The organism is Robertmurraya sp. GLU-23, assembly GCF_052983275.1.
Map to the genome: position 1 here is coordinate 367,219 of NZ_JBRKCV010000002.1, position 16,190 is coordinate 383,408.

The 16,190-nt window shown below is 37.2% G+C and carries 18 protein-coding genes and 1 tRNA gene; 16 read left to right on the top strand and 3 right to left on the bottom strand.

Annotation, left to right across the window (positions count from 1 at the left end):
- The first annotated feature begins 75 nt into the window (after positions 1 to 75).
- The gene (locus ACVBAX_RS06155) at positions 76 to 630 is read left to right on the top strand and encodes a CBO0543 family protein (protein WP_447116258.1); all 555 of its coding nucleotides are present in this window, start codon (positions 76 to 78) and stop codon (positions 628 to 630) included.
- A 42-nt stretch (positions 631 to 672) separates the two neighbouring features.
- Here ACVBAX_RS06155 and lexA read toward each other — a convergent pair whose 3' ends face one another.
- Positions 673 to 1,299, bottom strand: coding sequence for a transcriptional repressor LexA (gene lexA, locus ACVBAX_RS06160; RefSeq protein WP_119707628.1), 627 nt, complete (start codon positions 1,297 to 1,299; stop codon positions 673 to 675).
- Positions 1,300 to 1,453: 154 nt separating this feature from the next.
- Between lexA and yneA the strand changes: the two genes are divergently transcribed.
- The 9 genes from yneA to ACVBAX_RS06205 all read left to right on the top strand — a co-directional run bounded on the left by yneA (position 1,454) and on the right by ACVBAX_RS06205 (position 10,646).
- The gene (gene yneA, locus ACVBAX_RS06165) at positions 1,454 to 1,768 is read left to right on the top strand and encodes a cell division suppressor protein YneA (protein ID WP_447116259.1); all 315 of its coding nucleotides are present in this window, start codon (positions 1,454 to 1,456) and stop codon (positions 1,766 to 1,768) included.
- An 8-nt stretch (positions 1,769 to 1,776) separates the two neighbouring features.
- Positions 1,777 to 2,457 (top strand): YneB family resolvase-like protein, encoded by a 681-nt coding sequence (locus tag ACVBAX_RS06170; protein WP_447116260.1) that lies wholly within the window; start codon positions 1,777 to 1,779, stop codon positions 2,455 to 2,457.
- A 114-nt stretch (positions 2,458 to 2,571) separates the two neighbouring features.
- Positions 2,572 to 2,805: a DUF896 domain-containing protein gene (locus ACVBAX_RS06175; RefSeq protein ID WP_447116261.1), complete on the top strand. Its 234-nt coding sequence runs from the start codon at positions 2,572 to 2,574 to the stop codon at positions 2,803 to 2,805.
- A 162-nt stretch (positions 2,806 to 2,967) separates the two neighbouring features.
- Complete coding sequence (tkt, locus tag ACVBAX_RS06180; protein WP_447116262.1) at positions 2,968 to 4,968, top strand: transketolase; 2,001 nt, start codon at positions 2,968 to 2,970, stop codon at positions 4,966 to 4,968.
- A gap of 170 nt (positions 4,969 to 5,138) precedes the next feature.
- Entirely contained in the window at positions 5,139 to 5,576 is a 438-nt protein-coding gene (gene sirA / locus ACVBAX_RS06185; RefSeq protein ID WP_391558897.1) for a sporulation inhibitor of replication protein SirA, read from the top strand.
- 87 nt (positions 5,577 to 5,663) lie between these two features.
- A complete protein-coding gene (locus ACVBAX_RS06190) occupies positions 5,664 to 5,879 on the top strand; it encodes a YneF family protein (protein WP_119707634.1) in 216 nt (71 codons plus the stop codon).
- Between the two features lie 565 nt (positions 5,880 to 6,444).
- Positions 6,445 to 6,612 carry a hypothetical protein gene (locus ACVBAX_RS06195; protein ID WP_447116263.1) on the top strand — a complete coding sequence of 56 codons (168 nt, stop codon included), beginning with the start codon at positions 6,445 to 6,447 and terminating at the stop codon, positions 6,610 to 6,612.
- A 491-nt stretch (positions 6,613 to 7,103) separates the two neighbouring features.
- Positions 7,104 to 8,852: an ABC transporter transmembrane domain-containing protein gene (locus ACVBAX_RS06200; protein WP_447116264.1), complete on the top strand. Its 1,749-nt coding sequence runs from the start codon at positions 7,104 to 7,106 to the stop codon at positions 8,850 to 8,852.
- A 3-nt stretch (positions 8,853 to 8,855) separates the two neighbouring features.
- Positions 8,856 to 10,646, top strand: a complete 1,791-nt coding sequence (locus ACVBAX_RS06205) for an ABC transporter ATP-binding protein (RefSeq protein WP_447116265.1) — start codon at positions 8,856 to 8,858, stop codon at positions 10,644 to 10,646.
- Positions 10,647 to 10,686: 40 nt separating this feature from the next.
- Here the strand turns inward: ACVBAX_RS06205 and ACVBAX_RS06210 are convergent, their stop codons facing one another.
- Positions 10,687 to 10,857: an aspartyl-phosphate phosphatase Spo0E family protein gene (locus ACVBAX_RS06210; RefSeq protein ID WP_119707638.1), complete on the bottom strand. Its 171-nt coding sequence runs from the start codon at positions 10,855 to 10,857 to the stop codon at positions 10,687 to 10,689.
- A 279-nt stretch (positions 10,858 to 11,136) separates the two neighbouring features.
- Here ACVBAX_RS06210 and ACVBAX_RS06215 point away from each other — a divergent pair, with 279 nt between their 5' ends.
- The 3 genes from ACVBAX_RS06215 (at position 11,137) to ACVBAX_RS06225 (ending at position 13,046) form a co-directional block, all read left to right on the top strand.
- Positions 11,137 to 11,844, top strand: coding sequence for a cytochrome c biogenesis CcdA family protein (locus ACVBAX_RS06215; RefSeq protein ID WP_447116266.1), 708 nt, complete (start codon positions 11,137 to 11,139; stop codon positions 11,842 to 11,844).
- A 173-nt stretch (positions 11,845 to 12,017) separates the two neighbouring features.
- Positions 12,018 to 12,377, top strand: a complete 360-nt coding sequence (locus ACVBAX_RS06220; protein WP_447116267.1) for a response regulator — start codon at positions 12,018 to 12,020, stop codon at positions 12,375 to 12,377.
- A gap of 195 nt (positions 12,378 to 12,572) precedes the next feature.
- Complete coding sequence (locus ACVBAX_RS06225) at positions 12,573 to 13,046, top strand: CcdC family protein (RefSeq protein WP_447116268.1); 474 nt, start codon at positions 12,573 to 12,575, stop codon at positions 13,044 to 13,046.
- A gap of 76 nt (positions 13,047 to 13,122) precedes the next feature.
- Here ACVBAX_RS06225 and ACVBAX_RS06230 read toward each other — a convergent pair whose 3' ends face one another.
- The gene (locus ACVBAX_RS06230) at positions 13,123 to 13,548 is read right to left on the bottom strand and encodes a DUF2621 domain-containing protein (RefSeq protein WP_447116269.1); all 426 of its coding nucleotides are present in this window, start codon (positions 13,546 to 13,548) and stop codon (positions 13,123 to 13,125) included.
- Between the two features lie 109 nt (positions 13,549 to 13,657).
- Here ACVBAX_RS06230 and ACVBAX_RS06235 point away from each other — a divergent pair, with 109 nt between their 5' ends.
- The 3 genes from ACVBAX_RS06235 to ACVBAX_RS06245 all read left to right on the top strand — a co-directional run bounded on the left by ACVBAX_RS06235 (position 13,658) and on the right by ACVBAX_RS06245 (position 15,795).
- Positions 13,658 to 14,464: a hypothetical protein gene (locus tag ACVBAX_RS06235; protein ID WP_447116270.1), complete on the top strand. Its 807-nt coding sequence runs from the start codon at positions 13,658 to 13,660 to the stop codon at positions 14,462 to 14,464.
- Between the two features lie 117 nt (positions 14,465 to 14,581).
- Positions 14,582 to 14,678, top strand: a tRNA-Sec gene (locus ACVBAX_RS06240).
- 145 nt (positions 14,679 to 14,823) lie between these two features.
- Positions 14,824 to 15,795 (top strand): tyrosine-type recombinase/integrase, encoded by a 972-nt coding sequence (locus tag ACVBAX_RS06245; protein WP_447116271.1) that lies wholly within the window; start codon positions 14,824 to 14,826, stop codon positions 15,793 to 15,795.
- The last annotated feature ends 395 nt before the right edge of the window (positions 15,796 to 16,190 follow it).

A 16,190-nucleotide genomic window follows, 5' to 3' on the forward strand; every position in this document is an offset into this window, starting at 1 on the left:
TCGTGAATAAAAATCTCAATTTTACTAAATAATACAACCAATTACAGTTATTTGAAGTTATGTTGCGGGGGAAAAATGATGACGTTTCAAGATGGTCTAAAGCGAGTCGAAAAAGGAACCGACTTAATTAAAGAGGGAAATCATCTTATTATAGATGCGACCATAAATGCCTTTTTTTTCACTTGGCAATGGTGGGTTGCGGTGTTAATGATCATTGTTCCATGGGCACTCTGGGCAATATTCCGTAAAAGGGAGAGCTCAGCACGATTGCTTTTTTCAGTATTTATCGTAATGATACTATCTACAACGATTGATGCGTTAGGAGTGGAACATGGAAGGTGGGTTTATCCAGTAAAAGCCATTCCAATTCCGACAATAAGTTATTCGCTTCGTTATTCTCTTATGCCGGTCCTTATTATGTTTTTCCTTCAATACAAACCGAACGTTAATCCATTTATAAAGGGAATCATTGTGGCTGGTATTAGTGCATACATTGGGATGCCGATGATGGCGATGATGGATATGTATAAGAAAATAGATTGGGCTTATACCTATTCATTCTTTATCATATTGTTCTTGTATCTTGTGGCTCATTGGTTTAGTCGAAGAAAGAGCTTTGAGCCATTGTGATAATAAGAAAAGCAAGCATCATTCGATGCTTGCTTTCACTAATTAATGAATATGACGATATACTCCAATAACTTTTCCAAGAATAGACACATTTCGTAGGATAATTGGTGCTAGGGATGAGTTCTCTGGCTGCAAACGAACATAATCCTTTTCTTTGAAGAACCTCTTCACTGTTGCTTCATCTTCCTCAGTCATGGCAACAACGATATCACCGTTATTCGCTGTTTGCTGCTGCTTCACAATCACGTAATCACCATCAAGGATACCAGCCTCAATCATACTGTCTCCCATAACCTCAAGCATAAATACTTGTTCATCCGCAGGGGCAAGACGTTCTGGGAGAGGAAAATACTCTTCCACATTCTCGATTGCAGTTATAGGTATACCCGCAGTTACTTTTCCGACTACAGGAACGTTAACAATATTATATTTTGGTATATTACTTACTACCTCATCAAGATCCAGAATTTCAATTGCTCGTGGCTTTGTAGGGTCTCTGCGGATATACCCTTTACTTTCAAGTCTAGCTAAGTGGCCGTGTACGGTTGAACTTGACGCTAAACCAACAGCTTCGCCAATTTCACGAACGGAAGGCGGATAGCCCTTTTGTTTAACTTCTTCTTTTATATATTCTAGTATATCTACCTGACGTTTTGATAGTTTTGTCATACTTACCGCCCCTCATTGGTTAATCTTGACTTTATTATAGCATGTTCTACCAGTGCATACAAACATAAGTTCGAATAATCGTTGACACAAAACAGATGTTCGGTCTATAATATAAATATAAATACGAACATACATTCTAATAGAGGTGTTTTACATGAAAAATTTATGGAACAAATACTCATATGCTATTATTCTAGTTGTCTTATCTATCCTATCGTCTATTATTTTAGTAATTTCTAATGATGAATCAGTTGAGGAAAAATATATGGCTGTAACAATTAATGAAGGGGAAACACTTTGGGATCTTTGTAAGGACTATGCAGATAAACATGCATTATCTGAAACAGAGTTTGTTTCCTGGGTGGAAGAAATCAATGATATTAATGGAAATGTATTATTAGTAGGAGATAAGATCTATATCCCTGTTGAATTAAACGATTCCACTGTTACTCAGCTAGCATCGAAATAGGAGGGATTATGAAGGCAATTATCTATTGTAGAGTTAGTACTGAAAAAGAATCACAGTACTCTTCTCTAAAAAGGCAGGAAGAAGAACTATTGAAGCTATCACAACAACACGGAATGGAAGTTGTTGAAGTGATAAAAGAACAGGCGAGTGGATATGACTTTGACAGAGAAGGTATTTTGCTCCTGCTGTCACGATTAAAGGAAGAGAAAGTAGAAGCTGTCCTAATTCAGGATGAAACGAGACTTGGTAGAGGAAATGCCAAAATTGCTTTGCTTCATTGTATACTTAAGGATAACATCAAACTTTTCAGTGTATCACATAATGGTGAGTTACAATTGTCCGAATCGGATTCTATGGTTTTGCAAATTGTAAGTATGGTAGAAGAATATCAGCGAAAGCTTCATAATAGTAAAATTAAAAGAGGAATGAACAGAGCTGTTCAAAACGGTTACAGACCAGAGAAAAATCTGAAAAACAAAGGTGTTCATGCCGGGAGAGAACGTATTGAAGTACCGATAACAGAGATTGTACGGTTACGAAACAATGATTTAACATTCTCTGAAATCGCTGCTACTTTAAGAGGGTTTGGTTATGATATTTCAAAAGCTACAGTAAATCGGAGATATCTTGAATACATAGAAGAGCTAAAACATCAAAAAAATATCTCACTAAATGCCAACAAGTCATAAAAATCGTTGGCATTTTTTGTTATTCGTACCTCTTTACGCTTCTTCCTTGTCAAAGACTATAACTTTTAGTAACATGATTTCTATTAGTAAAACTAAAAGAGAAGGAGCAAAGAGATGCTACCGAAGGGAAAAATGGCTAGAATCAATGAACTAGCAAAAAAAGCAAAAGCTGATGGATTAACTGAGACGGAAGCAAAGGAGCAGTCAAAGCTTCGTAGTGAATATTTACAAACATTTCGATCATCTATGCTAGGAACGCTCCAAGGTGTAAAAATTGTTGATCCTTTGGGTGATGATGTTACACCTGAAAAGCTCAAGAGATTGAAAAATAGTAAAAAACTACATTAATCCACTAAATTTATTTACCAAAAAATGATAGAAAACACTGAAAATTAAAAAATATATGTTTTTTTTCTAAATTTATTAAGGCAATCTGTTGTATAAATAATAGAGCAGATATAATATTAAAAAGTGGGATTATTGAGATAAAGAATAGGAAGGGTTGAAAAAATGTTTGAACAAAAAGATGTACTAGCAATTAACGCAATACGTACTTTATCAATTGATGCAATTGAAAAAGCTAATTCCGGCCATCCAGGTATGCCGATGGGGGCTGCTCCAATGGCTTACACTCTGTGGTCACGTTTTATGAATCATAACCCTAAAAACCCAGAGTGGTTTAACCGTGATCGTTTTGTTTTATCTGCAGGGCATGGTTCTGCATTGCTGTATAGTCTTCTTCACTTATCAGGTTATGGCGTAACAATGGATGATCTTAAGAGTTTCCGTCAATGGGGAAGTAAAACTCCTGGTCACCCTGAATTTGGACATACCCCAGGTGTAGATGCAACGACTGGCCCACTAGGACAGGGGATTGCAATGGCAGTAGGTATGGCAATGGCTGAAAGACATTTAGCAGCCACTTATAATAAAGGCAACTACAATGTAGTAGATCATTATACATATAGTATTTGTGGTGACGGTGACTTGATGGAAGGTGTTTCTGCTGAAGCTGCTTCACTAGCAGGACACTTAAAACTTGGTCGCTTAGTTGTATTATACGATTCAAATGATATCTCTCTTGATGGTGACTTAGATCGTTCATTCTCTGAAAGTGTTGCAAAACGCTTTGAGTCATATGGTTGGCAATATCTTCGTGTAGAGGATGGAAATAATCTTGAGGAAATTGCAAAAGCAATTGAAGAAGCTCAAGGTGATCAAAATCGTCCTACACTAATTGAAGTAAAAACAGTAATCGGATACGGTTCTCCAAACAAATCAGGTAAATCAGATGTTCATGGTGCCCCACTTGGAGCTAACGAATTAAAGTTAACAAAAGAAGCTTACCAATGGACATTTGAAGAAGATTTCCATGTTCCTTCAGATGTATACGACACATTCAACAAATACATTGTGGAAACTGGTGCAAAGAAAGAAAATGAGTGGAACGACCTTTTCGATTCTTATAAAAATGAGTATCCTGAGCTTGCTCAACAGTTAACATCTGCTATTAACGGTGAGCTTCCAGAAGGTTGGGACAAGGACCTTCCTGTTTATCCTGAAGGAAAAGCACTTGCTAGCCGTGCATCATCAGGTGAAGCACTAAATGCTATCGCTAAGAACACTCCTTCGTTTATCGGGGGCTCAGCTGACCTAGCTGGTTCTAATAAAACAATGATTAAAGGAGTAGGCGATTTTACTCCTGAATCGTTTGAAGGTAAGAACATTTGGTTTGGAGTTCGTGAATTTGCGATGGGTGCTGCGTTAAATGGTATGGCTCTACATGGTGGAGTAAAGGTATTTGGAGGAACATTCTTTGTATTCTCTGACTATTTACGTCCAGCAATCAGATTAGCTGCATTAATGGGGCTTCCTGTAACGTATGTGTTTACTCATGACTCAATTGCAGTAGGGGAAGATGGACCTACGCATGAGCCAGTAGAACAGCTTGCTGCATTACGTGCAATGCCAAACTTAGGTGTTATACGTCCGGCAGATGGTAATGAAACTGCAGCAGCTTGGAAGCTTGCGCTTGAATCAACTGATCTTCCAACAGCTTTAGTTTTAACAAGACAAGACTTACCAACCATTAAAGACACGGATAAAAATGCGTACGAAGGCGTTAAGAAAGGTGCTTATGTCATTTCTCCAGCATCTAAAGAACAAGCAGATGTATTATTACTTGCTGCTGGGTCAGAAGTAGGTTTAGCTGTTGAAGCGCAAAAAGCACTTGATGCAGAAGGAATTTCAGCTTCAGTAGTAAGTATGCCTTCATGGGATCGCTTTGAAAAGCAATCTCGTGAATATAAGCAAAGTGTGATTCCTCCAACTGTTAAAAAGCGCTTAGCTATCGAAATGGGATCATCTCTAGGATGGCATCGTTATGCAGGAGATGAAGGGGAAGTATTAGGAATTGATACATTCGGTGCTTCTGCTCCTGGTGAAAAAATCATGGCAGAATACGGATTTACAGTAGAAAATGTAGTTGCTAGAGTGAAGGCTCTATTATAAGTTTTAAAAGGCTGTTCTAATAAATAGAACAGCCTTTTTATTTTGTATCAAGACCTACGACTTTTTCCGACAAAAATAGTGGAAGTTTTTGACGACGAAAGACAAACGTTCTATTTCTACTTCTTTATAATAGAGAGAAATAACATTTGGTCAGACGAGGAGGAAACTTGGTGAGAACATATCAGTTGTATTTAATCGATGATGAATTTGCCTCTCATTATTTTGGTAGGGAAAAGATGTTCTTTGATCTGTTTGCTGAGTATAACGAATCCTTCGGTGAACTAAAAAATATATTAAAAAAACAAATTCAATTTATTACGAAGCCACTATCCACACTTCGCCTTCAACAATATATTCTTCAACAACTAGGGAAAAATCAGGATTTTGAACACAAACAGGGGATATACTATATTCAAAATGGAAACGTAAGCTCTGCGAAGCTAGAGATATTTGAAAAGCATATTACTCTCCATGCATTTGGTAGCTATGATGCAGAGACACTTTTCTTCGAAGTTCTACGTAAAAGTGAGAGTTCCTTTTTGGCAATTGACCTTGTACATGAACGTTACGGGTGGCTTAGACCAATTAAGGAAAGAAAGTTGATTTAAAATAGGAGAAATTGCACAGCAAATATTGTATAATAGCATTTGGTTTAGTACACTGTATGATAGACAACATGAAGGAGGAAGTTTAGTATGTGGACGCATATTCTAGTAGGCGTACTTGCTTTAGCAGCAGGTGTTGCACTAGGTTTTTTCATTGCTCGCCGTTACATGATGAGCTACTTAAAGAAAAACCCACCAATTAATGAACAAATGCTAAAAATGATGATGATGCAAATGGGAATGAAACCATCTCAGAAGAAAATCAATCAAATGATGTCAGCAATGAACAAGCAAACGGGCAAGTAATTTGTCACGGACAAGCCCTTGTACATAGGCTTATGGTTTGATTGACTCAATCCCGAATAAAGACCACCTTTTCTGCTCAAAAAACAGAAAAGGTGTTTTTTTTATTCTGCTGAATCTCTTTCCTGTTTTTTTCGTCTTCTCCTTATCGGAGGTTCTTTATAAGTTAAGCTGTGGACTTCAGTCCTAATAATGTTCCTAAGAAATTGCTCTAAGAAAGGATAGACTCTACCTGTATAATCTTCTAATGATTTACATTCATAATGAACAGGTAAGTAAACACTATATTTACAGGTAATCTCATAAGCTGGTCTGTTTTTTTGATCAGTTATTTCTTTATAGCTATGTATTTTAATGACATTATGGTTCTTTCGAATAGAAAAACGATGATTTAAATCGTATGTTAAAAACGTGACGTATCCAATTGCATTAACCACCTAATCACACTCACCCTGTAAATATTTATCTCATCTATTATACAGGACAAAGTGATTTCGTTCATCACCAGACTAATTTTTGATAAGTAGGATAGGAAATGTCCATCCTATAGAGGAGGAGGTGTGGGAATATGGTACGTATTCATAACCCAGTAAAAGGAGATAAAAGTAAGCTAGGTACAGATAACCAGAAGCATGGTGGAACAATGGAAGAAGTCGACCAATTTTCAAATGCTATTTATCAGGCCGTTCATCCAGGTAAAGGTGACGATGATAAAAACAACAATAGTACAAAATGAAAACGCCATCATGGCGTTTTTTATTGTGAAGGACTAATTTAGCGCCTATGGTTACCAGTATTTAGTGGATTGAGGGAACTAAATTTGATTTTAAGGCCTGTGATTTCCAGGAATTAGTGGAATGAGGGAACTAAATTTGATTTTAAAGCCTTTGATTTCCAGGAATTAGTGGAATGAGGGAACTAAATTTGATTTTAAGGCCTGTGATTTCCAGGAATTAGTGGAAAGAGGGAACTAAATTTGATTTTAAGGCCTGTGATTTCCAGGAATTAGTGGAAAGAGGGAACTAAATTTGATTTTAAGACCTATGATTTCCAGGAATTAGTGGAACGAAGGAACTAAATTATGAAGTTGAAATAACAATACTTCACCCATTCATTAAACTAAAGGAACAATACCAAAACACTGCAAGTATCTTCCTAATTTTCGCAACATTTGGTAAACTATTCTAGTTACAGGAATTGTTTTTTAGGGTTGGGGGGCTGTGGAGAATGAAAGTTTTTATTGATTTGATGTGGTTTTTCAAGCAGGAGAAAAAAGCGTATATCACTGGGGTTCTTCTGTTGTTAATTGTAGCATTTTTGCAGCTTGTTCCTCCAAAAGTGATTGGGCTTGTAGTCGATCATATTGAGCAAGGGTCTTTAACGATGAAGCTGTTAGGCACATATTTGCTCCTGTTAGTAGGAGCAGCTCTAATGATGTACATACTCAGGTATTATTGGAGAATCATGATCTTTGGGTCAGCGGTTAAGCTCTCTATGCAGTTGAGAAATCGGTTGTTTCATCACTTTACTTCAATGTCACAATCCTTTTACCAAAGAAGAAGAACGGGAGATTTAATGGCCCATGCGACCAATGACATCCAAGCGATACAGCAGACGGCTGGTGTGGGGGTACTTACTTTTGTTGATTCTCTCTCTACAGGTGGATTTGTCATTTTAGCGATGGCTTTTACTATTAGCTGGAAACTTACGTTAATTAGCTTGATTCCGATGCCTATTATGGCAATTTTAACTAGTTGGTACGGAACATTACTTCACAAGCGTTTTCACCTCGCACAGGAAGCTTTTTCATCGTTAAACGATAAAACACAGGAAAGTATCACAGGAATCAAAGTGATAAAAACCTTCGGACAGGAAAAAGAAGATATTGAAGATTTTCGAAAGCAATCCCATGATGTTGTGGATAAGAATATTTCTGTTGCTCGGGTGGACTCCTTATTTGATCCAACGATTTCCATTATTGTAGGAATTTCATTTTTTCTTTCACTCACATTTGGTGCTAGATATGTCATTAATGGGGAGTTAACGATCGGACAGTTGGTTTCTTTTACAACATATTTAGGCTTATTAATTTGGCCAATGCTTGCCTTTGGTTGGTTGTTTAATATTGTTGAAAGAGGGAGAGCCTCTTATGATCGCGTTATTGCCTTATTAAATGAAAAAGCAGATATTGTGGATGAAGAATCAGCGATAAACGTGACTCCGAGCGGGGATGTTACTTATCATATCCAGGAATTCACCTATCCGAACGAAGCAGAGCCCATCCTACAAGAAATTCATTTTGAACTAAAAAGGGGACAAACACTCGGTATTGTAGGAAAGACTGGTGCGGGGAAGACGACGTTACTAAAGCTATTGATTAGAGAATATGATGTCACCAATGGTCAAATTACATTTGGTGGAAAGCAAATTACTCAATATAAAATTGACAAATTAAGAGAAGCGGTCGGCTATGTTCCACAAGATCATTTCTTATTTTCTGCTACGATCGGTGAAAACATCTCTTTCGCTAAGCCTCTATGCGAAAAGGAAGAGATACAGGAGGCAGCGAAAATAGCTAATATTCATGATGATATTACCCAGTTCACCGACGGTTATGATACTCTCGTCGGTGAAAGGGGGGTGTCGTTATCTGGTGGGCAAAAGCAGCGTATTTCCATTGCTCGTGCTCTATTATTAAATCCAGAAGTTCTCATACTAGATGACTCTCTTTCAGCGGTCGATGCTAAAACTGAAGAGGCGATTTTGACATCGCTAAAAGAGAACCGTGAGGGAAAGACAACCATCATTACATCTCATCGACTAAGTGCCATTCAGCATTCCGATCTTATTTTGGTCGTTGAAAATGGACAGATTGCACAATCGGGTACACATGATACATTAATGGGTCAAGAAGGATGGTATAAGGAAATGTACCTAAGGCAGCAATTGGAAGATCTTGTGGAGCATGGAGGATAAAAGATGGAAAATCAGCAGTTATCAGAAGGGAAGCAGCAGTGGAAAGTATTAGTTCGGCTCCTCGCCTACGCTAAGCCACACACAAAAACGATCGTGTTGGCATTTTGTCTCCTATTACTTACTACCATTGGCGATATACTTGGCCCTATTTTAGTAAAAGTATTTATTGACGACTATTTAAAGCCTAGAAACCTTTTGTTTGAACCATTATTTATGCTAGGTGCCGCGTATTTAGGTATCCAAATTTTAAACGTCATTATTTCCTATTTTCAGCTCTTAAAATTCCAAGAGATTGCCTTGAAGATTATTCAGGAGATTCGGATTGATATCTTCTCAAAGGTACAATCGCTTGGACTGAAATTCTTTGATAAAACTCCTGCTGGAAGCATTGTATCTAGAGTGACAAATGATACCGAAGCAATTAAAGATATGTTTGTGACGGTGCTAGTGACGTTTATTCAAAGCGGGTTCCTCATTACAGGTATTTTTATTGCGATGTTTATATTGGATGTTAAACTAGCAATGTTTTGTTTAGTCATTCTACCAGTGATTTTTTTCATTATGAGCTTGTACCGAAAACTAAGCTCGAAGTTTTACCATGATATGAGGGAGCGCCTAAGTCAGTTAAACGCAAAGCTAAGTGAATCGATTCAAGGCATGGGAATCATTCAAGTTTTTCGTCAGGAAAAAAGAATGCGAGAAGAATTTGGAGTGACGAATGATAAGCATTTTGCTGCAGGCATGAGGAATATCAAAGTAGATGGCTTACTTTTACGGCCTGCAATTGATCTTGTATATGTGGGTGCCTTGATTATTGTTCTGAGTTATTTTGGTATTTCATCATTTGATAGTCCCATCCAAATAGGAGTGTTGTATGCATTTGTTAACTATCTAGATCGATTCTTTGAGCCAGTAAACAATATGATGATGCGTCTTTCTTTATATCAGCAGGCAATTGTCGCTGCTTCAAGGGTATTCAACGTTCTTGATGAACAGGAGTTATCGCCTTTACAAAAGGAGACAACTAATAAGATTGAAGCGGGTGAAGTAGAGTTTCGTGGTGTTAGTTTTTCATACGATGGAAAAAGAGATGTGCTAAAAAATATTTCCTTCACTGCAAAACCGGGTGAGACGGTTGCTCTAGTTGGCCATACCGGCAGTGGTAAGAGCTCAATTATTAATTTAATGATGAGATTTTATGAATTCGAAAGAGGAGATATTTTAGTGGATGGGCATTCCATTAAAGAATATCCCGAAAAAGAACTTCGGAAAAAGATGGGGCTGGTTCTTCAAGATCCTTTCTTGTTTTTTGGAACCGTAGCAGATAATATTCGCTTGCATAATGAGAAGATGAGCATAGAAGAGGTAGAATCAGCTGCGAAGTTTGTTCAGGCACATCCATTTATTGAAAAGCTCGAAGGAGGATACGAGCATCAAATGGTGGAAAGGGGATCTACGATATCCAGTGGACAACGCCAACTTATTGCCTTTGCTCGGACGGTAGCAGCTAATCCAAAAATATTAATTTTGGACGAAGCAACCGCCAATATTGATACAGAGACAGAAGAAGCAATTCAAGAAGCTCTTGCACGTATGCGAAAAGGTCGAACAACGATTGCCATTGCCCATCGTTTATCAACCATTCAAGATGCCGAACTCATATTAGTGTTGCATCAAGGGGAAATCGTCGAGAGGGGTAGTCATCAGGAATTACTGTCACTTAGAGGGTTGTACTATAAGATGTATCTTCTGCAAAATAATTTAGCCGATAAAATGGAGGACGTTGTCAGCTAAAAAATAAACAGCTTGAGGTGCTTTGATCTCAAGCTGTTTTTTAATAGGTGGGAACCTTTTTTAAAAAGATACGGTTATATTCATTTAATAGATTGTCCAATTCCTGACTGTAATGAAGGGCAGTAGAAGAATTCAGTCCACTGATCATAGCGATCTCGATTAGCTCCGCTCGTTTCTTTTCAATGAGTGCTAAAAATTCCTGTTTTGACAATTCTGTTTAGTCCCTTCCAAATAATATCCAAAGTCTTTCGTGAAACTATATACATAGTATACCCAAGAAATAGGAGAATTTCAAAAGAAAAAATCTAGAAATAGACAATTTTGTTTGGTCATTAACATTTTTTCAGGGTTCTTACATACAGATATACGGAGTAAGGAGCTTGCCTATTTTTTGTTTGTTGTCACAGAATGTTCAATTATTAATTGTTATCTTTTCTATTTATCTTTTGATAGAATAAACAAGAATGATTATTTTTAGGAGTGGTTACATTTGACCGATGTAAACGTATTTATTGCACTTGGAGCCGGCTTTTTGAGCTTTATATCTCCTTGTTGTCTTCCTTTATACCCTGCTTTCCTTTCGTATATTACTGGTATGTCAGTGGGAGAGTTGAAGACGGATAATGCCATGCTACAAAGACGCAGCTTATTACATACATTGTTTTTCTTAGTTGGATTTTCAATGATTTTTATTGCCATCGGCTTTGGAAGCTCCTTTATAGGTGAGATTTTTGCTGGCTATCAGGACCTTATTCGTCAATTAGGCGCTATTGTGATCGTCTTTTTCGGCTTCGTGATCGTTGGTATTTTGAAACCAGAATCGTTGATGAGGGAAAAGAGATATGAATTTAAACACCGTCCCTCAGGATATTTTGGGTCGGTTTTAATAGGAATTGCTTTTGCGGCTGGTTGGACACCTTGTACTGGTCCTATCTTAATGTCTGTAATTGCCCTGGCAGCGACTAACCCCGGGTCAGGTATGGTATACATGATTGCTTATATTCTTGGATTTGGGATTCCATTTTTCATCCTATCTTTCTTTATTGGAAAATTACAATGGATCAAGCGTCATAACGTTTTAATAATGAAAATTGGTGGCTATATTATGATAGTAATGGGAATTGTCTTATTTTTTGATTGGATGACAAAAATAATTATCATTTTTACCAATATGTTTGGTGGGTTTACAGGCTTTTGATTTAGAATTCTTTCTGTTATAATAAATAGGAAAATAGTCTTAAATGCGTTGTGAGGATTCTGTCGATAATAGTCGAAATATTCTTTTTGTCATAGATTGTAAATTTCGATATATTTAAATATGTGTTTGATTTAGAGATAAGATTCTGTTGAAGTGTTGAGGGGGTACCAGCGATGGCAAAAATATTAATCGTAGATGATGCAAAATTTATGAGAATGACCCTTTCAGACATTCTAATTCGAAATAACCACGAGATCGTGGGAGAGGCCGAAAATGGCAGAGAAGCGATCGCTCTTTATCATGAGCTACAACCAGACTTGGTTACGATGGACATTACAATGCCTGAGATGAGTGGCCTAGAGGCCATGAAAGAAATTAGAATAACTAACCCTCAAGCAAAGGTCATTATGTGTTCCGCAATGGGCCAACAGCGAATGGTTGTAGAAGCCATTGAAGCAGGAGCTAAGGATTTCATTGTAAAGCCCTTTGATGAAGGAAGGGTAATTGAAGCTGTAAATCGTGTTTTAAGCTAAATATAATAGATGCTGACTAGTCGTTGATAGTCAGCATTCTTTATTTTCAGTATAGGCTGTTTTTGCACAGTTTATTGTTATGAAAACATGTGTAGATAGAAAAATGTCTTAGAAAAGAGCCTAAAAACATTCTTTTGTTTCTAGCGTATACGTTATAATAATAGGGAAAATATTTTTAGATTGGGATGAAAGAATATGAACAACATGGTTGTTGTGTCATCAATAGGGGCAATTGGTATGGCAATGCTGGCCATGTTCGTCCGTATGAAGGCGGCCAAAAAGCCAGCAACGGTAAAAAAGATCATACTACCTCCATTATTTATGAGTACAGGGGCACTTATGTTTGTGGTCCCGATGTTTCGAGTGACCTATCTAGAATTGTTTGAAGCGATGGCGGTTGGGTTAGTCTTTTCTATTTTGTTAATAAAAACTTCAAAGTTTGAAATACGTGATAATGAAATATACTTACAACGCTCACGTGCATTTGTATTTATTTTGTTCGGACTTCTCGTGTTACGTATCATTCTAAAGTTACTATTAAGCTCTACAATTGATTATGGGGAACTAAGTGGAATGTTCTTTATTTTAGCTTTTTCCATGATCCTTCCGTGGAGAATTGCTATGTATCTTCAATTTAGAAGATTCCAGGAAAAATTGACAAAATCATAAGATTACGAACGTCAAGTCATGATGGATTTGGCGTTTTTAACAAACAAAAAGACCGCTTTATGTAAAAAGCGGTCCTTTAAAATAAGTGCTGATATGGCGCCATATCGATTTTATTTTCTGCAAGCTTCTTTTTCAAAAATTTATGGTCGCGTTTTGGTGTTGCTAAAATATATCCTCGAATCACGAGCTCTTCAGTGATTGAAGGACGCTTTTCTTCCACGGCTAGCTCACCGATTTTCCCAGCGATTTTTTGACGAGCCACATCGCGAAAAAGTTCTGGTACAGGGCTTACAAGGTCTTCAAGAAGATCCTTTTCAGGCTGTTGCCAAAGATCGCGAGTCTCATTCACAAAGTGCTCCTCCCAATCGAGGACAGACTTTCCATCTTCAAGAGGCATTCTTTTTAAAAACTTACGAAACATAAAAAATCCACCGATTGCAAACGAACCGACTAGTATTAACACCCAAAAAATAATAAATAGTGAAAACCAACCACTTAACATAAACTCACCTACAAAACATTATTAATACTATTATTATAGCCAAACTTCTAGCAGGGAGACAAGACGAACGTTTTGAAAGCGATTAAAAAAAGGGGAGAAGGAGAACTGTATGACGAAATTATATATATTCGAAGGAGTCCCAGGTTCAGGAAAAACGACCAGTGCCAAATGGTTAGCAACTAGATTAGGAGGAAGTGCAAGATTATTTTTAGAGGGAGATCCACAGCATCCAGCCGATTATGAGTCTGTCGCTTGTCTAACTGAGGAGCAATTGAATGTGATTGGACAAGAGTGTCCTTCGGTTCGGAGTATGGCGACTCGAAAAGGAGAGAGATATTACATATCTTACGCAAGTTTATATGAAAATGATAAAGAGTTATTTGAGAGATTAAAAGCTTTCGATGTGTATGAACTTCCAGTAGAAGATTATGTAGAAGTTGCTTTGGAAAAATGGAAGGAGTTTGTTGAACAAGCAAAATCAGGAGTCCATGAGTACATACTAGAGTGCTGTTATTTACAAAATCCGTTTACATTCTTACTAGCAAAACATAACTGCTCAAAAGAGATTATTTTCAATTTCTTACATAAGATAACCAATCTCATTTTGGAACTAGATCCAGTAATCGTTTATTTTGAACAGGATAACATAGCAGAGAACTTAGAGAAAATCAGGCAGAAACGTTCTGTGGATTGGTTTGACTTTATTACCTGGTATTACACGGGTCAGGAGTATGGGAAAGAAAGGGGACTGTCAGGGGTAAGTGGAGTGCTTCATTTCTTGCGGGAGAGAAAGCAGTCTGAGAAGGAGTTTCTCCGTGGTGTACCGGTAAGATCAGTGATCATAAATAACACGAATGCTAATTGGGATAATATTCATGATCGACTTGCTCTAGAATTAGGCTTAACAGTAAAGTAGTTTTCAAGTGGTATATTGGGATAAACACTTGAAAAATAGACTTAAGTGCTCCATAATAGTAACCGTGTCGTAAAATGTTGTCTAAAAACCAACATTTAAGAACACGGTTCTTCTTACGGGGCTGATTGGGGTACTGGTGTCCTCCACGGTCTTCAAAACCGCTTGTGTCCTGCGTGCCAGGATAGCTGGGTTCGATTCCCAGGCAGTCCCGCCAAATCAAGATTTTCAACGTTTTCTACATATAATGACCTGCACGGTCTTTTCGGTAAAAATCAGCAAGACCGATGGAGTCCGATTCGTGAAACCGTACGGGACATTTACTCTTAGTCGCCTATTAAAATTCATAGGGGGCTATTTTTATGCAACAGAAAACAATTCGTAAGTATAAACGTGGGCAAGGCACTAGAAGTACGAGAAAGGTGACCGATGAACTTACTCTGTATGAGATGTTCGATCGGTTTATGTCAATGAAGAAAACTGAGGCACTTTCATCCAGGACTATTAGGGACTACTATAGTAACTTTGAGTATTTTAAGAAGTATATAGGAGAGGATCATTCTGCCGAGGAAATTACTATAGATCTTTTCCGCGGCTTTATTGGCTATATGTTACATGAATTAGAACTATCTCCTGTAACCGCAAATGTCAGAATAAGAACAATGCGTGCTTTTATCCGTTTCTGTTACTATGAGGGGTTCATCGATACACCGTTACATGAAAATTTTAAGCCGGTAAAAACACCGGAGGATACCTTAGAGTCTCTGACAGCCACTGAAATAAAACAACTATTATCTGTGATTGATGACGATCTATATACCGGTTTTAGAGATAAAATAATCATTCTAGTAATGTTAGATACCTTAGTAAGAATTTCCGAGTTAGTAGCGATCAAACGTTGTAATGTCGATTTAAAAGCTGGGTTTATAAAGTTGGAAGCAGAAGAAACGAAGACAAGGAAATCTAGGAATGTTCCTCTGTCTACAAAAACTATTAAATTACTTAATGAGTATATGAAGGAAACAGAAGACTTTGAAACAGAATACTTGTTTCTTACGTATGATGGGCGTCAAATCAATCCGAGTACTATCCGGATAATTTTAAGAGACTATGGTAGGCAGGCAGGAATAATAAATAAGCGAGTTAGTCCTCATACCTTTAGACATACAGGTGCTTTACTTTATATTATGAATGGTGGAGACCCTTTTTCATTACAGAAAATTTTAGGTCATAGTCACATGAATATGGTCCGGAAATATATACAAATGACAGATTTTGATGTTAGAAGGCAGCACAACACTTTTTCACCACTAAATAGTATATTCGGTAAATAATAATAATTAACCGTCCTACCTAGGGACGGCTTTTTTTTAGTGATTTTCGACACAAAAACGTAATTTTTGTCAGAAATTTATATTTTATTAGGTGCTAAAATTATCCTGGGTTATATCATATTGTTAGGAGGGATTAAATGTTTCAAACTATTAATGGTGTTCAACTTAGGGAACACGATGAAACAAAAATACTGCCTAACGTCTTAGAAAGCGATTTGAAATTGAGTTTTGGACCACGTATATCTAAATAAGCTAGTATGCATCTACATAATTAATATCCCTGTTAAAGGCTATGAGAGAAAATACGAGTTTAAACGGTTAAAAGATTATGGGAGAATGTGGATGTATGTAGTTAAACATAAAGATTATGTGGATAGTAAAAAAAATATGGTGAG